The following is a 15,712-nucleotide window of genomic DNA, read 5'->3' on the forward strand; positions in this document are numbered from 1 at the left end:
TCACTCCTTTCTAAAACAAGCAGTGCTTTTTATTAATATATGAAAAGTGTATGTAACGTGCGTGGACAAGAGCAGGTGAGGAATGAGATTTGCTTTTGTGAGAAATAAATAAAGCATAAGAATAAGGAATCTACATAGAGTTCAATGAAAACAGTTGCAAACTATTCATATTTTGTTATGATAGTGTTACGAAAACGTTTGCATAAAATTCTGATGGGATGCAAAAGGAGAGAATGACTATGAAAAAGACATGGTGGAAAGAAGCGGTTGCGTATCAAATTTATCCGCGTAGCTTTATGGATTCAAATGGTGATGGTATTGGAGATTTACAAGGTATTATTGCAAAACTGGATTATTTAAAAGATTTAGGTATAGATGTAATTTGGATTTGTCCAATGTATAAGTCACCTAATGATGATAATGGCTATGACATTAGTGATTATCAAGATATCATGGATGAATTTGGTACGATGGAAGACTTTGATGCTTTACTAGATGAAGTTCATAAGCGTGATATGAAGCTTATTATTGATTTAGTTATTAATCATACGAGTGATGAACATCCATGGTTTATTGAGTCACGTTCATCTAAAGACAATCAGAAGCGTGATTGGTATATTTGGCATGATGGTAAAGATGGTGCGGAACCAAACAACTGGGAAAGTATTTTTAATGGTTCGGCATGGGAATATGATGAAGTAACAGGACAATATTATTTACACTTATTCTCGCGTAAACAACCAGATTTAAACTGGGAGAATAAAGAAGTTCGCGAAGTGTTATACGATACAGTTAATTGGTGGCTTGATAAAGGAATTGATGGTTTCCGAGTGGATGCAATCAGCCATATTAAAAAAGAAGATGGTTTCAAAGATATGCCAAATCCAAAAGAATTAAAGTATGTACCATCTTTTGATAAACATATGAATGTGGATGGTATTCAACCTTTATTAGAAGAGTTAAAAGAAAATACGTTTTCTAAGTACGATATTATGACTGTTGGTGAAGCGAATGGCGTTAAGATTGAAGATGCTGAGCTTTGGGTTGGAGAAGAGCAAGGTAAGTTCAATATGGTATTCCAATTCGAGCATTTAAGTTTATGGGATGCAGAGAAGAAGAAAGATCTTGATGTTGTAGGATTGAAAAAGGTATTAACGAAATGGCAAAAAGGGTTAGAAAATAAAGGATGGAATGCTTTATATATTGAGAATCATGATAAGCCACGTATCGTTTCAACTTGGGGAGATGATAAACAATATTGGCGTGAAAGTGCAACAGCTCTTGGAGCAATGTATTTCTTTATGCACGGTACACCGTTTATTTATCAAGGACAAGAAATTGGGATGACAAATGTTCAATTCCCAAATATTGAAGATTATGATGATGTAGCAATTAAAAATTTATATCGAGAGAAAATTGCAGAGGGCGTATCACATCAAGATATGATGGAAATTATATGGGCTTCTTGCCGCGATAATTCACGTACACCTATGCAGTGGAACGATGAAATGAATGCTGGCTTTACAACAGGTGCATCTTGGTTTGGTATGAATCCAAACTATAAAGAAATTAATGTTGAAAAGCAAAAGAATGAAGAGAACTCTATTTTCAATTTCTATAAGAAAATGATTGCCTTGAAAAAAGAGCACGATGTACTGAATTACGGTACGTATGATTTACTTTTAGAAGATGATCCGCAAATTTATGCATATACTCGTACATTAAACGATGAAAAAATCGTTGTAATTAGTAATATCTCAAAAGAGGTAGCTGTGTATAATGAAGGTTCATTTGCACTAGAACGCAAACGTTTGCTTTTAAATAACTATAAAGTTGTGGAAAATGAACAAGTAACTTCAATCACGTTAAAACCTTATGAAACAAGGGTTTATCGCATTTCATAATAAAAAAGGATGCTCTTAGAGCATCTTTTTTTATGAAAAAAAATAAATTTCTATTGCAAAGTGAAAACGCTTTTATTAAAATAGATTTATGAAAACGGTTGCGTAAAAAATAAAGTAACATAAGGAATCGTTTTCATAAGAGAAACAGAAATTATCATTTAAATCATTATGTTGTTATAAATAAAGGGGAGGAAGAACAGATGAAAATTACGTCTTTTGATTTTTGGCAAAAGTTCGGGAAAGCATTATTAGTTGTTGTAGCTGTAATGCCAGCAGCTGGTTTAATGATTTCTATCGGTAAGTTAATTGGGATGTCTGCTGGGGATATTAACGCAGTTCATACAATCGCTCGCGTAATGGAAGACATCGGTTGGGCAATCATTACAAATCTACACATCTTATTCGCAGTAGCAATTGGGGGATCTTGGGCGAAGGATCGCGCAGGTGGTGCATTTGCAGCGCTATTAGCATTCGTCTTAACAAACAGAATTACAGGAGCTATATTTGGCGTAAACGCTGAAATGTTAGCGGATTCAAAAGCGACAGTTTCTTCAGTATTAGCAGGAGATTTAGTTGTAAAAGATTACTTTACTTCTGTACTTGGTGCACCAGCATTAAACATGGGAGTTTTCGTAGGGATTATCACAGGTTTTTTAGGAGCTACTCTATATAACAAATATTATAACTATAATAAACTACCACAGGCATTAGCATTCTTTAACGGAAAACGATTCGTACCATTCGTTGTAATTGTTTGGTCTACAGTCACTGCAATTGTATTATCACTTTTATGGCCGTTCATCCAAAGTGGATTAAATGAATTCGGTCGCTGGATTGCAGCATCTAAAGATAGTGCACCAGTTGTTGCACCATTTGTATATGGAACGTTAGAGCGTTTACTATTACCATTTGGTTTACATCATATGTTAACGATTCCGATGAACTACACAGAGCTAGGCGGAACATATACGATGTTAACTGGCTCAAAAGTTGGACAAATTGTAGCAGGACAAGATCCTTTATGGCTTGCATGGATTACAGACTTAAATAATTTACTAGCAAATGGAGATACGAAAGCATATAACGATTTATTAAATAACGTTGTACCAGCTCGTTTCAAAGCTGGACAAGTTATTGGCTCAACAGCAGCGTTAATGGGTATTGCTTTCGCGATGTTCCGTAATGTTGATAAAGAAAAACGTGCAAAATATAAACCAATGTTCTTATCGGCTGCATTAGCAGTATTCTTAACAGGTGTAACAGAACCAATTGAATTCATGTTCATGTTTATTGCTCCAGTATTATATGTTGTATATGCAATTACAACAGGACTTGCATTCGCATTAGCAGATTTAATTAACTTACGTGTTCACGCATTTGGATTTATTGAATTAATTACTCGTACACCGATGATGGTTAATGCAGGACTAACAAGAGATTTAATCAATTTCGTTATCGTTTCATTATTGTTCTTCGGTCTGAACTTTACATTATTCAATTTCTTAATTAAAAAATTCAATTTACCAACACCAGGACGTGCAGGTAACTATATTGATAATGAAGATGAGTCATCAGAAGGAACAGGAAATGTACAGGATGGTTCATTAGCAACAAAAGTTATTGATTTATTAGGTGGTAAAGAAAATATTGCTGACGTAGATGCTTGTATGACGCGTTTACGTGTAACAGTAAAAGATTTAGATGTTGTTGCACCGGAAGCACAGTGGAAACAAAATGGTGCTTTAGGACTTATCGTAAAAGATAAAGGTGTACAAGCAGTATATGGTCCGAAAGCTGACGTATTAAAGTCAGACATTCAAGATATGTTAGGTGCGTAATAAGATGAAATTGCTAACTTTAAACTGTCACTCTTGGCAAGAAGAGAATCAAATGGAAAAGATAAAATATCTTGCTAAAGTCATTCAAGAAGAAGAGTACGATGTCATCGCATTGCAAGAAGTAAGTCAGTCGATACAAGCTGAAAATGTATGCGGTAACAAGAAAGAAGATAATTTTGGACTTTTACTATTAGAAGAGTTAAAAGCGTTACATGTAAAAGATTACAATATTACTTGGGATTTCTCTCATATTGGTTATGATGTGTATGAAGAAGGATTAGCGATTATAACGAAGCATAATGTTGTAAAGGAAGATACGTTCTTTATTTCAGAAAATAAGGATACAACGTATTGGAAAACACGCAAAATTGTAGGTGCGACAATTGCTTATAATGATAAGAACATAACGTTTTACTCTTGCCACCTCGGTTGGTGGAATGATGAAGAAGAATCATTCAAAGATCAAGTCAATCGTTTGATGGAGCGTGTAGATAGCAATGAACTATCCTTCTTAATGGGTGATTTTAATAATAACGCCCGTTTGCAAGGTGAGGGTTATGAATATATGATGCAAAAAGGTTTGTATGACACATATGAACTAGCAATAGAGAAGGATGAAGGAACAACTGTCCAAGGTGAGATTGCTGGTTGGGATGAAAATAAACATAATCTACGAATCGATCTAATATTGTGTAACCAAAGTGAAAAAGTTCGTTCTTCAAAAGTCATTTTTAATGGTAAAAACCGAAATGTAATTTCAGATCATTTCGGTGTAGAAGTACAAGTAGATATATAATAGAAGAAATCCTCACAGATAATGAAAAGCTGTGAGGATTTTTTTGAGGAATACAAGTATTTCCAAGAGAAAATACTTGTATTTTTTATGACATTTCCTATATATTTGTTATTATTGAATGTAAAACCGATTTGGTCATTTTGTATTCATACTTTGACTGACTTCGTTATATAATGTAGTAAGTCAAAGTTAATGGGAAAAAATAGTTCGTTTTTGGTTAATCCACGATGTAGAAAGTGATATAATTGCAAAATGTATGTATCATTTTCTAAAGAAGGAAAAATATATAATTAGGTGATAACTTCTATGAAACAAATTTGGCGTATTTATAAGACAGATTTACGGAATGTAGCTAAACATTGGGCTGCAATTGTTATTGTTTTAGGGTTAATGATTTTACCATCGTTATATGCATGGTTTAACATTAAAGCTTCTTGGGATCCTTATGGAAATACAAAAGAGGTTCCCATTGCCGTTTCTAACCAAGATGCAGGCTCTAATTTAAGAGGGAAAGATATCAATATCGGGGACGAGATTGTAGATTCTCTAAAGAAAAACAAGAATCTTGGTTGGAAATTTGTAGACCAAAAGCAGGCGATTTACGGAGTTGAGCGTGGGGATTATTATGCAAGTATTACAATCCCAAAAGACTTCTCTGAAAAAATTGCAACTGTTCTGGATGAAAATCCACAAAAGCCAGAACTTGATTACTATGTAAATGAAAAAGTAAATGCGATTGCACCGAAAATTACAGCAAAAGGTGCATCAGGTATTACGGAAGAAATTAGTAAAAACTTCGTTAAAACAGCGAACGGTGAGATTTTTAAAATCTTCAATGACCTTGGAATCGATTTAGAAACAAACTTACCAAGTATCGAGAAAGTAAAAGACCTTGTCTTTAAGTTAGAAGCGCAGTTCCCAGAAATGAATACATTAATGGATAAGGCGTTAGATGATGCAACTCGAGCAGAGGATGTTGTGAAAGTAGCGCAAAAAGATTTACCTGTTGTAGAGAGTGTAATAAATGATGGACAGGAAGCGTTAGCGAATTTAGATAAGTTCTTTGCAAGACAAGATCAAACATTAAAAAATGCTCCAGGGACGATAAGAAATGATTTAGTAGCAGCAAAAGGCGTTATGGATAGTGCGGCTGCATTTACTGACTTTTTAATGAATCCAGGTGTAGAATTAAATATCCCTGACTTGTCTGGAATGAATGGATTACCTGAATTCCCAGCGAGACCAGATCTTTCTAAGTTGAATAGTGATGGCTATAAGAGTATAGCGCAAAATATTAATCAAACAGTAAATAATGTTTTAAGCTCATCACGTGCAGGAACAGCTTATGCACAAAGTGTTATGGATGGATTGCAAAATGGAAGCGTTGATCCAGAGATAGCCAAGAAAAATATTTCGACTATATCTAATAATCTTCAAACACATATTGACAATCTTTCTTATGTAATTGATGTTATGGCTCGTTTAGAGCAAGGGGCTCAAACTGAGTTTGGACAAAATTTCTTTAAAACAAGAAAAGAGCATTTAACGGATATTAAGAATGGACAACAAGATTTAAATAATCGTTTTAAACGTTTAAACGATTTAATTAGCACAGGTCAAGAAGTTAAACAAGATGTGCGTGATGGAATCAATCAGAAATTAAATGAAACAAATGCTTTAATCGATCGAGCTGAAAAAGATTACAATGAAACGTTTGTAGCTGATTATAAAAAGGCAGTTAGCGCAGTAGATCAAGCTAAAGCCGATGCAAATCAAATATATGATAATGCAAAAGCAGACTACGACAAAGCAAAAAATGGCCTTGAAGGTGCAAAAGCAGATTTACAAAAGGCGAAAGAAGATGTACAAAATAGAGGTGTTAACGGTTTAGATTCAACGAAAGTAGCTTTAAATAGTTTAAATGGTCAATTCCAATCTGGAATCGGTTTAATTGATGATATGATTCCTGTTCTAGAAAGCACAAATAAGGTTTTAGCTGATGTAAATAGTGATAAAAACCTTAATAATGGAATTTCGAAATTAAATAAAGCGAAAAGTAGTCTGCAAAAAGGTGTAGATGCAACGAATAAGGGAATTACACTTCTTAACAATGGACAGAAACCTACAAAAGATGTAATTGAAAGTATTAACAACGCTGCGAAGGGTGGGTCAGCTCAATTAACAGATGTATTATCGACGTATGATTCAGAAATTGTACCTAATTTCAATACAGCAATTGCTCGTACAAAAGAGATGTCGAAAAATACAACTCAAATTTTAAATGATGCAGACAAAAAGCTTCCAGATGTTAAAAAGCTACTAGAAGATTCATCAAAAGGCTTAGTAGACGGTAAAAAGAAATTAACAGACATTAAGGCTGACATGCCGGAGACTGAGAAAAAGATTAAAGACTTAGCAAATAAAATTCGTGATTTTGAATCGGAAGAGGATATAAAAGATATCATACGCTTATTGAAAAATGATGTTGAAAAACAAAGTGATTACTTTGCGAATCCAGTAAATTTAAAAGAAAATAAATTATTTGCGATGCCGAACTACGGTTCAGCGATGTCACCATTCTATACAGTGCTTGCATTATGGGTAGGCGCATTATTAATGGTTTCATTATTAACAGTAGAAGTACACGAAGAGGGCGCGAATTATAAGAGCCATGAAATTTACTTTGGACGTTTATTAACATTCTTAACGATAGGTCTTTCACAAGCGTTTATCGTATCGATGGGAGATATATTCTTGCTCGGTACGTACGTAGTCGATAAGTTCTGGTTTGTGTTATTTAGTTTATTTATTGGTGGAGTCTTTGTTTGTATCGTATACTCACTCGTTTCTATTTTCGGAAACGTTGGGAAATCGATGGCGATCATTTTACTTGTACTGCAAGTAGCAGGATCGGGCGGAACATTCCCAATTCAAATGACACCAGCGTTCTTCCAAGCAATTTATCCGTTCTTACCGTTCACATACGCAATTAGTGCAATTCGTGAAACAGTAGGCGGAATGCTATGGGATATCGTAACGCGAGATTTACTTGTGTTAAGTGCTTTCGTAGTAGTTATGATTGTAGCTGCGTTATTACTGAAAACACCAATTAACAAATCGAGTGAAAAGTTTGTTGAGAACGCAAAAGGAAGTAAAATTATTCATTAATAATAAAAGGTTCCTACCGAGAGTGGTAGGAACCTTTTTGTTTAATCAAATTTTAATTTCTTTAAAGCTTCTGCGAACGGATTATTTAATGGTTCTTCTTCTTTTTTCTGTTGTTTCATATATTTTTGAACGTCGCGCTTATCAGCCTTGCTTCCAGATTCCTTTTTACGTCTTTCTTGGAATGTGGATAATTTCTCGCGATAGCCACATTTACATGCAAAGGTTTGTCCTGCACCTTCACCACGTAATTCTAACTTCTTCTTACATTGCGGACAACGAGCGTTTGTTGTACGAGATACGTTTTTACGATGACCACATTCACGGTCTTGGCAAACGAGCATTTTTCCTTTTTTGCCGTTTACCTCTAGCATTGGTTTACCGCAATCTGGACAAGACTTCGTTGAAATGTTGTCATGTTTATATTTTTTATCACTCGATTTTATTTCAGCAACAATTTCTTTCGTATAGTTCTTCATTTCTGAAATGAATACTTCTTTCTTTAATTTTCCTTTAGCGATAGCTTCTAACTTTTGCTCCCATTCGCCAGTTAGTGTAGGAGATTTCAGTTCTTCTGGCACTAAATCAAGTAACTGACGGCCTTTTGAAGTAATATGAATATCTTTACCACGTTTTTCAAGTAAGAACGAATTGAATAACTTGTCGATAATATCAGCACGCGTTGCTACAGTACCTAATCCACCAGTTGACTTTAACGTATCAGCAAGTTGTTTATTTTGCGTATCCATATATTTCGTAGGATTCTCCATTGCTGAAAGTAAAGTCGCCTCATTAAAACGTGCAGGTGCTTTCGTTTGCCCTGATGTTTGCATAATTAACTTTACAGTTAATGTATCGCTTTTTTCAATGTGAGGTAGAAGTTGTTCTTTTACGTCATCAGTTACATCATCATCTTCAAAGCGATTTTCATATACTTCTTTCCAACCGGCATGTAGAATAGTTTTTCCACGTGCGATGAACGTTTCATTGCCAACTTTTGTGCGTAACGTTAGTTGCTCGTATTCGAATGCTGGGAATAAAACGGCTAAGAAACGTTTTACAACTAAATCATAAATTTTACGTTCTTTATCTGTGAAGGCTGAGAAGTTAACGTATCCTTCTGTCGGAATAATTGCGTGATGATCACTTACTTTACTATCATCAACAAATGACTTATTAGACTTGATAGGCTTTTGTAATACTTTATGTGCTAAAGGACGGTACTCTCCAACGCCACATGCTTTTAGACGCTCTGGAAGTGTTCCAACGATATCAGATGAAATATAGCGTGAATCTGTACGAGGGTACGTTAGCACTTTATGTTGTTCATACAATTTCTGCATAATGTTTAATGTTTCTTTAGCAGAGTAACCGAACTTTTTATTTGCATCACGTTGCAATTCAGTTAAATCGTAAAGACCAGGAGAGAATGACTTCTTCTGTTTTTTATCAATTTCCACAACGGTAGCATTATGCTTATCTAAACCTTTTACGATACCATCAATTTTTTCTTTATTAAAACTGCGGCTATTACCATTTGCATCTTGCCAAGTTAGTTTTAACTGATTCGTTGTTTGTGCTTCGATACCGTAGTAAGTTTGAGCTTTGAAGTTCTTTATTTCATCTTCACGATTAGCGATCATAGCGACAGTAGGTGTTTGCACGCGGCCGCAATTCAGCTGGGCGTTAAAGCGAGTCGTTAATGCTCGAGTCGCGTTAAGACCGATGTACCAGTCAGCTTCTGAACGTGCGACAGCCGAAGCGTATAAATTGTCATATGCTTTACCTGGTTTTAAATTTGCGAAGCCATCTTTAATTGCTTTGTCAGTAACAGATGAAATCCATAAACGCTTAATAGGCTTCTGTATTTTAACTTTATCGATAATCCAACGTGCGACTAATTCGCCTTCACGTCCAGCATCTGTCGCTACAATAATTTCATTTACATCTTTTCTAAGAAGCTGGCTTTTTACAGCGTTAAACTGTTTCCCTGTTTGTTTAATAACGGTTAGTTTTAAACGCTCGGGTAGCATCGGTAAATCTTCTAAATTCCACTTTTTATATTTCACATCATAGCTTTCTGGATCTGCTAATGTAACGAGATGACCTAAAGCCCAAGTTACAATATATTTACTACCTTCAAGGTAGCCATTTCCTTTTTTATCGCACTTAAGTACACGCGCAATATCTCGTGCAACGGAAGGTTTTTCAGCGATTACAACGCTTTTTGACATATTAAAAACATCCTTTCAAATTTCCATACGTTAACTATAGCATACATTTTCTTGAGATTCAGTTTCGCTCCAGATTTGAACGTTTTTTAGTGGTATGAACAAAAATTGTTTGAAATCAAATGATGGTGATAGAACATAATCTACACGATGATGAGACTATGAAAAATAGATACTTATTTATCCCGCATTAACGGGCAGTAAGACCCCTGCCTCAAAATTCAGCGGAAGCAAAGAAGTTAGGTAGGGGATCAACTGCCCATAAAAGCCCGATTGGTTCAACTAATAATCAGTGGGGGATGAACAACCCCCCCACTGATTAAAGTTTCACTTTATTATGCGTATTGTTTTATCAGTTGCTTCTATATGAAATAGAAAAGTAAAGAACTTGTTATTTTACTAGAATAAGAGTAGACTTTGAAGTAGAAGAATAATAAGCACATGGGAGTTTGTGGATGCAAACTGAGAGTATGACTAATCCGTCATTGACCATTTGAACCTGTTGGATAATGCCAGCGTAGGGAGAGTGTAAAAGCACATGTTCAGGCACTTTGCGTACGCGCAAAGTGCCTTTTTGTGTATCTCCCATCACTATAGTTAGGGGATGAGAAGGATGAATATGAAAGAAATTAGTAAAGTAGTGGATTTGGTGAGAGAATCTAATCCGCTCGTTCATAATATTACAAATGTTGTTGTAACAAACTTTACAGCTAACGGTTTGTTAGCGTTAGGGGCATCGCCTGTAATGGCGTATGCAAAAGAAGAAGTAGCAGAAATGGCTAGCATTGCTGGAGCATTAGTATTAAATATGGGGACACTCCGTCCTGAAGAAGTAGAAGCGATGTTACTTGCGGGTAAATCAGCAAATGTGAACAATGTACCAGTACTGTTTGATCCAGTTGGTGCAGGAGCAACATCGTATCGAACAGAAGTTGCGAGGTATATTCCGACTGAAATCGAGTTAGCGATTATTCGCGGGAACGCAGCTGAAATAGCGAACGTTATTAATGAGAGCTGGGAAATTAAAGGGGTAGACGCCGGTGTTGGAAATGGCAATGTTGTAAGTATTGCAAGGCAGGCAGCGGATGAATTAAATACAGTAGCGGTGATTACTGGAAAAGAAGATGTTGTTACAGATGGAGAGCGAACGATTCTTATTCGAAATGGTCACTCTATTTTAACGAAGGTTACGGGAACTGGTTGTTTACTAACTTCTGTAATAGGAGCATTTGTAGCAGTAGAAAAGGATTATGTAAAGGCAGCAGTAGCGGCATTAACGTTTTATGGTGTAGCTGCGGAACTGGCAGCTGCTAAGACAGTGGAAAAGGGACCTGGTAGTTTCCAAATTGAATTTTTAAATCAGTTAGCGAATACTACTTCAGGTGATATCGAGAAGTACGGGAAGATTGAGATTATATAGTAAGGAGGGGAACTAGATGTCGCGTATTACAAAGGCTGACATGTCCAGGTTGTTATCAGTATATTTTATAATGGGAAGTAACAATTGTGCGAAAGAGCCGCTACAAGTATTGAGAGATGCACTCGAAGGCGGTATAACAATTTTTCAATTTCGTGAAAAGGGAGAAGGCGCTTTAACAGGAGAGGAACGCATTTGTTTCGCAAAAGAACTACAAGCAGTCTGTAAAGAGTACGGTGTACCGTTCATCGTAAATGATGATGTGGAACTAGCTCTCGAGTTAGATGCTGATGGCGTGCATGTTGGACAAGATGATGAAGGGATTACTTCTGTTCGTGAAAAAATGGGGGATAAAATTGTTGGTGTATCTACACATACAATTGAAGAAGCACGCTGGGCAATTGAAAACGGAGCTGATTATTTAGGTGTTGGCCCTATTTTCCCAACGAGTACGAAAAAAGATACGAAAGCTGTGCAAGGAACGAAAGGCTTAGCTCATTTTAGAGAGCAAGGAATTACAATACCGATTGTCGGGATTGGTGGCATTACAATTGAAAATACAGCATCAGTTATAGAAGCAGGTGCAGACGGTGTTTCTATTATTTCCGCGATTAGTTTAGCGGAATCTGCGTATGAAAGTACGAAGAAGCTAGTTGAGGAAGTAAATAGGGGTTTGTAGGAAAACGGAACTTCACAAAAATAGTAAAAAACATAATGGACAGTTAAAAATATTTAAACAAACGTTTGATTAAAAAAGCACAAACCCTTTAAAACTTTGGGTTTGTGCTTTTTCTTTAAAACATAATTGAAATTAAGAGCATTCCAATTCCGATAGAAGTGAATGTTGCGATTAAGCCTGGAATCATAAAGCTATGATTTAAAACATATTTACCAATACCTGTTGTACCAGTACGATCGAAGTTAATGGCAGCAACGATTGTTCCATAGTTTGGAATGAAGAAATATCCATTTACTGCAGGGAACATTGCGATTAGTAGCGCTGGTGGAATACCGAGTGATAATCCAAGAGGCATTAAAGCACGTACTGTTGCTGCTTGGCTATATAGTAAAATAGATAGAATGAATAATGCGATGGCAAATAGCCATGGTGCACTTGTTACTAGGTGCTGAATTGATCCTTGAATCATATTTAAGTTTCCGTTAAAGAAAGTATCTCCCATCCAAGCGATACCGAAAATAGCAACAACAGCTGTTGCCCCCGCTTTAAAGACGTTACCAGACACGATGCTTTCTACATTTGGTTTGCAGAAAATAATAATAAGAGCTGCGATAGTTAACATAACCATTTCAATTGTGTTTGGCATGGAAAGACGAATTAACTTCCCGTCAACCATCCATCCTGGACGAAGTGCTTCAAATGAACCGAGAAGTACGACAAGGAAAGTTCCCACTAAGAAAAGGATAACGGATAGTTTAGCGCCTTTTAAACCAACAAATTCTTTCTTCTCTTCAATTTTAGGAATCATTCCTTCTTTTAAACGTTTCAAGTATTCAGGGTCTTCATTTAATTCTTTCCCCATTTTGCTAGCAACAAATGCAGCTACCATACAAGCGATGAAGGTAGAAGGAATACTTACTTTTAAAATATCCAATAAGGTGATTTTATAGTCAGCTAGCATTGCTAAAAGTGCAACTGTTGCAGCTGATATAGGGCTAGCTGTAATTGCTTGTTGGGAAGCGATTACGGCAATTGACATTGGTCGTTCCGGCCTAATCCCAGATTCGCGAGAGACTTCTGCGATAACAGGAAGTACAGAATAAGCAACGTGACCAGTTCCTGCGCACAGTGTAAATAAATAAGTAACAATTGGAGCAAAGAATGTAATGCGCTTTGGATTTTTTCGCAATGCTTTCTCAGCTAGATGAACAAGGTAGTCCATTCCTCCAGCGGCTTGCAGTGCACCGGCAGCTGTAATTACTGCTAAAATCATAAGCATTACATCAATAGGAGGAGCTGTAGGTTGTAAGTGGAAGACAAAAACAAGTATTGCCATACCAACGCCACCCATTACTCCTAGACCAACTCCGCCTAGGCGTGCGCCAATAAAAATGCAGAGTAGTAACGTAAGAAATTGTAGCCAAAACATGATAAACTACCTCCGAAATTCATTAGTTAAGATATATTTGAATAATTTAATTTGAACGAAAATTAAAACAAATACTCAAAATAATCCTTGTGTTATATACATTTTTTATTATATAACACAAGAAATGTAACATTCACGAACTTTGTTAAGTTATTTCGAAAAAATAATACATTGAAACTTTACATTTGCATCTCTAAATAGGTAGACATTTTAATTCTTATGTTGTAATCTTTGATAGAGAATAATTTAATTCTCATAGAACTCCCATATCGTTCAACTCGTTCAGCGAGAAAGGCAAACTGATGGAAACATTAGGACGCAAAACTACAGGAGCTAAGGTCGAAAGGCTATGCTAGCCAGTTACCGGACGGATAGGGTTGGTCTTGACCAATGCTCTTTTCATTGGTCTTTTTTTTGTTTATAAACAAATGAGAGCCGTTATCGTTTATTAATAAGGTGTATATTTTAATAGCGTTACTTTATAGTAAGTTAATTAAGAAAGGTGATGTTAATGAGAAGGTGTTGGCATAAACTATCATTTCTTCAAAAAAATGTATTGTTAACTGTGTTAGTTATTTTGACGCTTGTCGGTACTATGGGAGCGTTAAGTTTTAACATGTTTCAAAATAGCATGATGTCTATATTTGAAAGGCATTCTTTTGAAACAGGGGATACGGTATTACATAAATTAGACGCAGAAATATTGAGAGATGTTGCAAAAGACCCAACGGCAGAAAGAGAAAAGAGAGAGAAGTTAACAGAGAAATTAGATGAATCAACGGAAGAATTGAACAGTGTTGGACAAACCTATATTGTTGGAGCGAAAAAAAATGAAAAAGGTGAGCTACAAATCATTGATTTATCTACAGGTTTAGCAAATGTTGTTGAAGTAAGGCCGGGAGAATATTATAAACAACCAGACCTTTGGATGAAAGCATATGATAAAGTAATGAGCACAAAAAAAGCAAACATGACAGAAGTATATGAAGACGCATTAGGAACATGGGTAACGATATTAGAGCCAATTAAAGATGGAGAAGGTAATATTGTGGCACTTGTTGCAGCTGATGTAGATGCTTCTATTGTTCCTAGTACAAAAGAAAAGTTCATTATACAAGGTTTAATGTTTATTTGTATTTCTGTTTTAATTGCAACTTTTATTCAATTCTTAATTGTGCGTAACGCACTTGCTCCATTGCGAGATTTACGTGAAGGATTGCGCAAAGTCGGTGAAGGTGATTTAAGTATTAAATTAGAGGAAAGACCAGATGATATTGGTATTATTAATGCGTATTTTAATAATACCATCGAGAAGTTTAAAGGAATTATAGATAAAGTGAAGCAGACAGCAGAACAGGTTTCCTCATCTTCACAAGAATTGTCAGTGAGTACGAAAGAGAATAGCATGGCAGTTAAAGAAATCGTAAGTTCTATGGTTGAGTTAAGAGCTGGAGCTCGGTTACAAGAAACTGCAGCACCACAGTATTTAGGCGCTGTATATGAAATGGAAGATAAGATGGAAGAGATAACGAATGCTGCAGAACAAATAGCGAAAGAGTCTGAAGGTACAAAGTATCATTCAGTAAAAGGAAATGGTGTTATTGAGCAGGCGATTAATCAAATGAACATAATACAAAATGCAGTACAAGATTTATCTTCTATCATCCATTCTTTGGAAACAAGATCAAAAGAAATTAGTGATATTGTAAATGTAATTACAGGTATTTCAAATCAAACTAATTCCCTAGCTTTAAATGCTTCTATTGAAGCTTCACGTGCTGAGGCAACCGGAAAGGGATTTGCTGTTGTTGCTGATGAAGTGCGTAAATTAGCAGAGCAGACGGAAGCATCAGCAAAAGATATAGCGAAATTAATAGGGGAAACACAAGTTGAAACGGAAGAAGCTGTTGTTTCAATGCAAAAAGCTTCAAAAGAAGTAGAATCTGGAATAAAACTTGTTGAAAGTAGTGGTGCTTTCTTTGAAAAAATTTCAAAATCAGCACAATCTGTTACAAATCAAGTTAGAGTTGTTTCTAGCAATTCAAGTGATATATTGCAAAATAGCCAAAATATTGTTCGTGTTGTAAATGAACTATCACTTATTGCAAATACGTATGCAAATAGTAGTAATAATATTGAAGAAAGTATGAAAGAGCAGGAAATGTCTGTACAAGATATTGCTGAATTAGCTAGTTCTTTAAGCTGGCTTTCACAGGAGTTACAAGAGTTAATAGGGGAATTCAAAAGTTAAAT

9 protein-coding genes and 2 riboswitches are annotated in these 15,712 nt (G+C 35.7%); of the genes, 7 read left to right on the plus strand and 2 right to left on the minus strand.

Going from position 1 to position 15,712, the window contains the following annotated elements:
- Positions 1–239 precede the first annotated feature (239 nt).
- The 4 genes from AC1Q8N_RS25170 to AC1Q8N_RS25185 all read left to right on the plus strand — a co-directional run bounded on the left by AC1Q8N_RS25170 (position 240) and on the right by AC1Q8N_RS25185 (position 7,706).
- Positions 240–1,904 carry a glycoside hydrolase family 13 protein gene (locus tag AC1Q8N_RS25170; RefSeq protein ID WP_098642489.1) on the plus strand — a complete coding sequence of 555 codons (1,665 nt, stop codon included), beginning with the start codon at positions 240–242 and terminating at the stop codon, positions 1,902–1,904.
- A 200-nt stretch (positions 1,905–2,104) separates the two neighbouring features.
- The gene (locus AC1Q8N_RS25175) at positions 2,105–3,742 is read left to right on the plus strand and encodes a PTS transporter subunit IIBC (RefSeq protein ID WP_098078449.1); all 1,638 of its coding nucleotides are present in this window, start codon (positions 2,105–2,107) and stop codon (positions 3,740–3,742) included.
- A gap of 4 nt (positions 3,743–3,746) precedes the next feature.
- The gene (locus tag AC1Q8N_RS25180; RefSeq protein WP_098078452.1) at positions 3,747–4,538 is read left to right on the plus strand and encodes an endonuclease/exonuclease/phosphatase family protein; all 792 of its coding nucleotides are present in this window, start codon (positions 3,747–3,749) and stop codon (positions 4,536–4,538) included.
- 306 nt (positions 4,539–4,844) lie between these two features.
- Positions 4,845–7,706 (plus strand): YhgE/Pip domain-containing protein, encoded by a 2,862-nt coding sequence (locus AC1Q8N_RS25185; protein WP_098078057.1) that lies wholly within the window; start codon positions 4,845–4,847, stop codon positions 7,704–7,706.
- Positions 7,707–7,747: 41 nt separating this feature from the next.
- Here AC1Q8N_RS25185 and topB read toward each other — a convergent pair whose 3' ends face one another.
- Complete coding sequence (gene topB, locus AC1Q8N_RS25190) at positions 7,748–9,937, minus strand: DNA topoisomerase III (RefSeq protein ID WP_048541942.1); 2,190 nt, start codon at positions 9,935–9,937, stop codon at positions 7,748–7,750.
- Positions 9,938–10,365: 428 nt separating this feature from the next.
- Positions 10,366–10,475: riboswitch (TPP riboswitch) on the plus strand.
- Between the two features lie 63 nt (positions 10,476–10,538).
- Here topB and thiM point away from each other — a divergent pair.
- Together thiM and thiE are read left to right on the plus strand one after the other, a co-directional pair.
- Positions 10,539–11,354, plus strand: coding sequence for a hydroxyethylthiazole kinase (gene thiM, locus AC1Q8N_RS25195; RefSeq protein ID WP_338390610.1), 816 nt, complete (start codon positions 10,539–10,541; stop codon positions 11,352–11,354).
- 16 nt (positions 11,355–11,370) lie between these two features.
- Positions 11,371–12,030: a thiamine phosphate synthase gene (gene thiE, locus AC1Q8N_RS25200; protein WP_098847489.1), complete on the plus strand. Its 660-nt coding sequence runs from the start codon at positions 11,371–11,373 to the stop codon at positions 12,028–12,030.
- A gap of 115 nt (positions 12,031–12,145) precedes the next feature.
- On the opposite strand, the gene AC1Q8N_RS25205 is transcribed toward thiE, so the two are convergent.
- Positions 12,146–13,459 carry an anaerobic C4-dicarboxylate transporter family protein gene (locus AC1Q8N_RS25205; RefSeq protein ID WP_000498712.1) on the minus strand — a complete coding sequence of 438 codons (1,314 nt, stop codon included), beginning with the start codon at positions 13,457–13,459 and terminating at the stop codon, positions 12,146–12,148.
- Positions 13,460–13,742: 283 nt separating this feature from the next.
- Positions 13,743–13,827, plus strand: a riboswitch (cyclic di-GMP riboswitch).
- A gap of 143 nt (positions 13,828–13,970) precedes the next feature.
- Here AC1Q8N_RS25205 and AC1Q8N_RS25210 point away from each other — a divergent pair.
- Positions 13,971–15,710 (plus strand): methyl-accepting chemotaxis protein, encoded by a 1,740-nt coding sequence (locus AC1Q8N_RS25210; protein ID WP_098078070.1) that lies wholly within the window; start codon positions 13,971–13,973, stop codon positions 15,708–15,710.
- Positions 15,711–15,712 lie beyond the last annotated feature (2 nt).

The sequence above is a fragment of the Bacillus sp. GW823-FHT06B01 genome (assembly GCF_058952315.1).

What these genes read in the sequence shown, in the direction of transcription:
- AC1Q8N_RS25175 (WP_098078449.1), top strand. Translation starts at nt 2,105, where the DNA reads ATGAAAATTACGTCTTTTGATTTTTGGCAAAAGTTCGGGAAAGCATTA.
- AC1Q8N_RS25210 (WP_098078070.1), top strand. Translation starts at nt 13,971, where the DNA reads ATGAGAAGGTGTTGGCATAAACTATCATTTCTTCAAAAAAATGTATTG.
- AC1Q8N_RS25170 (WP_098642489.1), top strand. Translation starts at nt 240, where the DNA reads ATGAAAAAGACATGGTGGAAAGAAGCGGTTGCGTATCAAATTTATCCG.
- AC1Q8N_RS25180 (WP_098078452.1), top strand. Translation starts at nt 3,747, where the DNA reads ATGAAATTGCTAACTTTAAACTGTCACTCTTGGCAAGAAGAGAATCAA.
- AC1Q8N_RS25205 (WP_000498712.1), bottom strand. Translation starts at nt 13,459, where the DNA reads ATGTTTTGGCTACAATTTCTTACGTTACTACTCTGCATTTTTATTGGC.
- thiM (WP_338390610.1), top strand. Translation starts at nt 10,539, where the DNA reads ATGAGAAGGATGAATATGAAAGAAATTAGTAAAGTAGTGGATTTGGTG.
- AC1Q8N_RS25185 (WP_098078057.1), top strand. Translation starts at nt 4,845, where the DNA reads ATGAAACAAATTTGGCGTATTTATAAGACAGATTTACGGAATGTAGCT.
- topB (WP_048541942.1), bottom strand. Translation starts at nt 9,937, where the DNA reads ATGTCAAAAAGCGTTGTAATCGCTGAAAAACCTTCCGTTGCACGAGAT.
- thiE (WP_098847489.1), top strand. Translation starts at nt 11,371, where the DNA reads ATGTCGCGTATTACAAAGGCTGACATGTCCAGGTTGTTATCAGTATAT.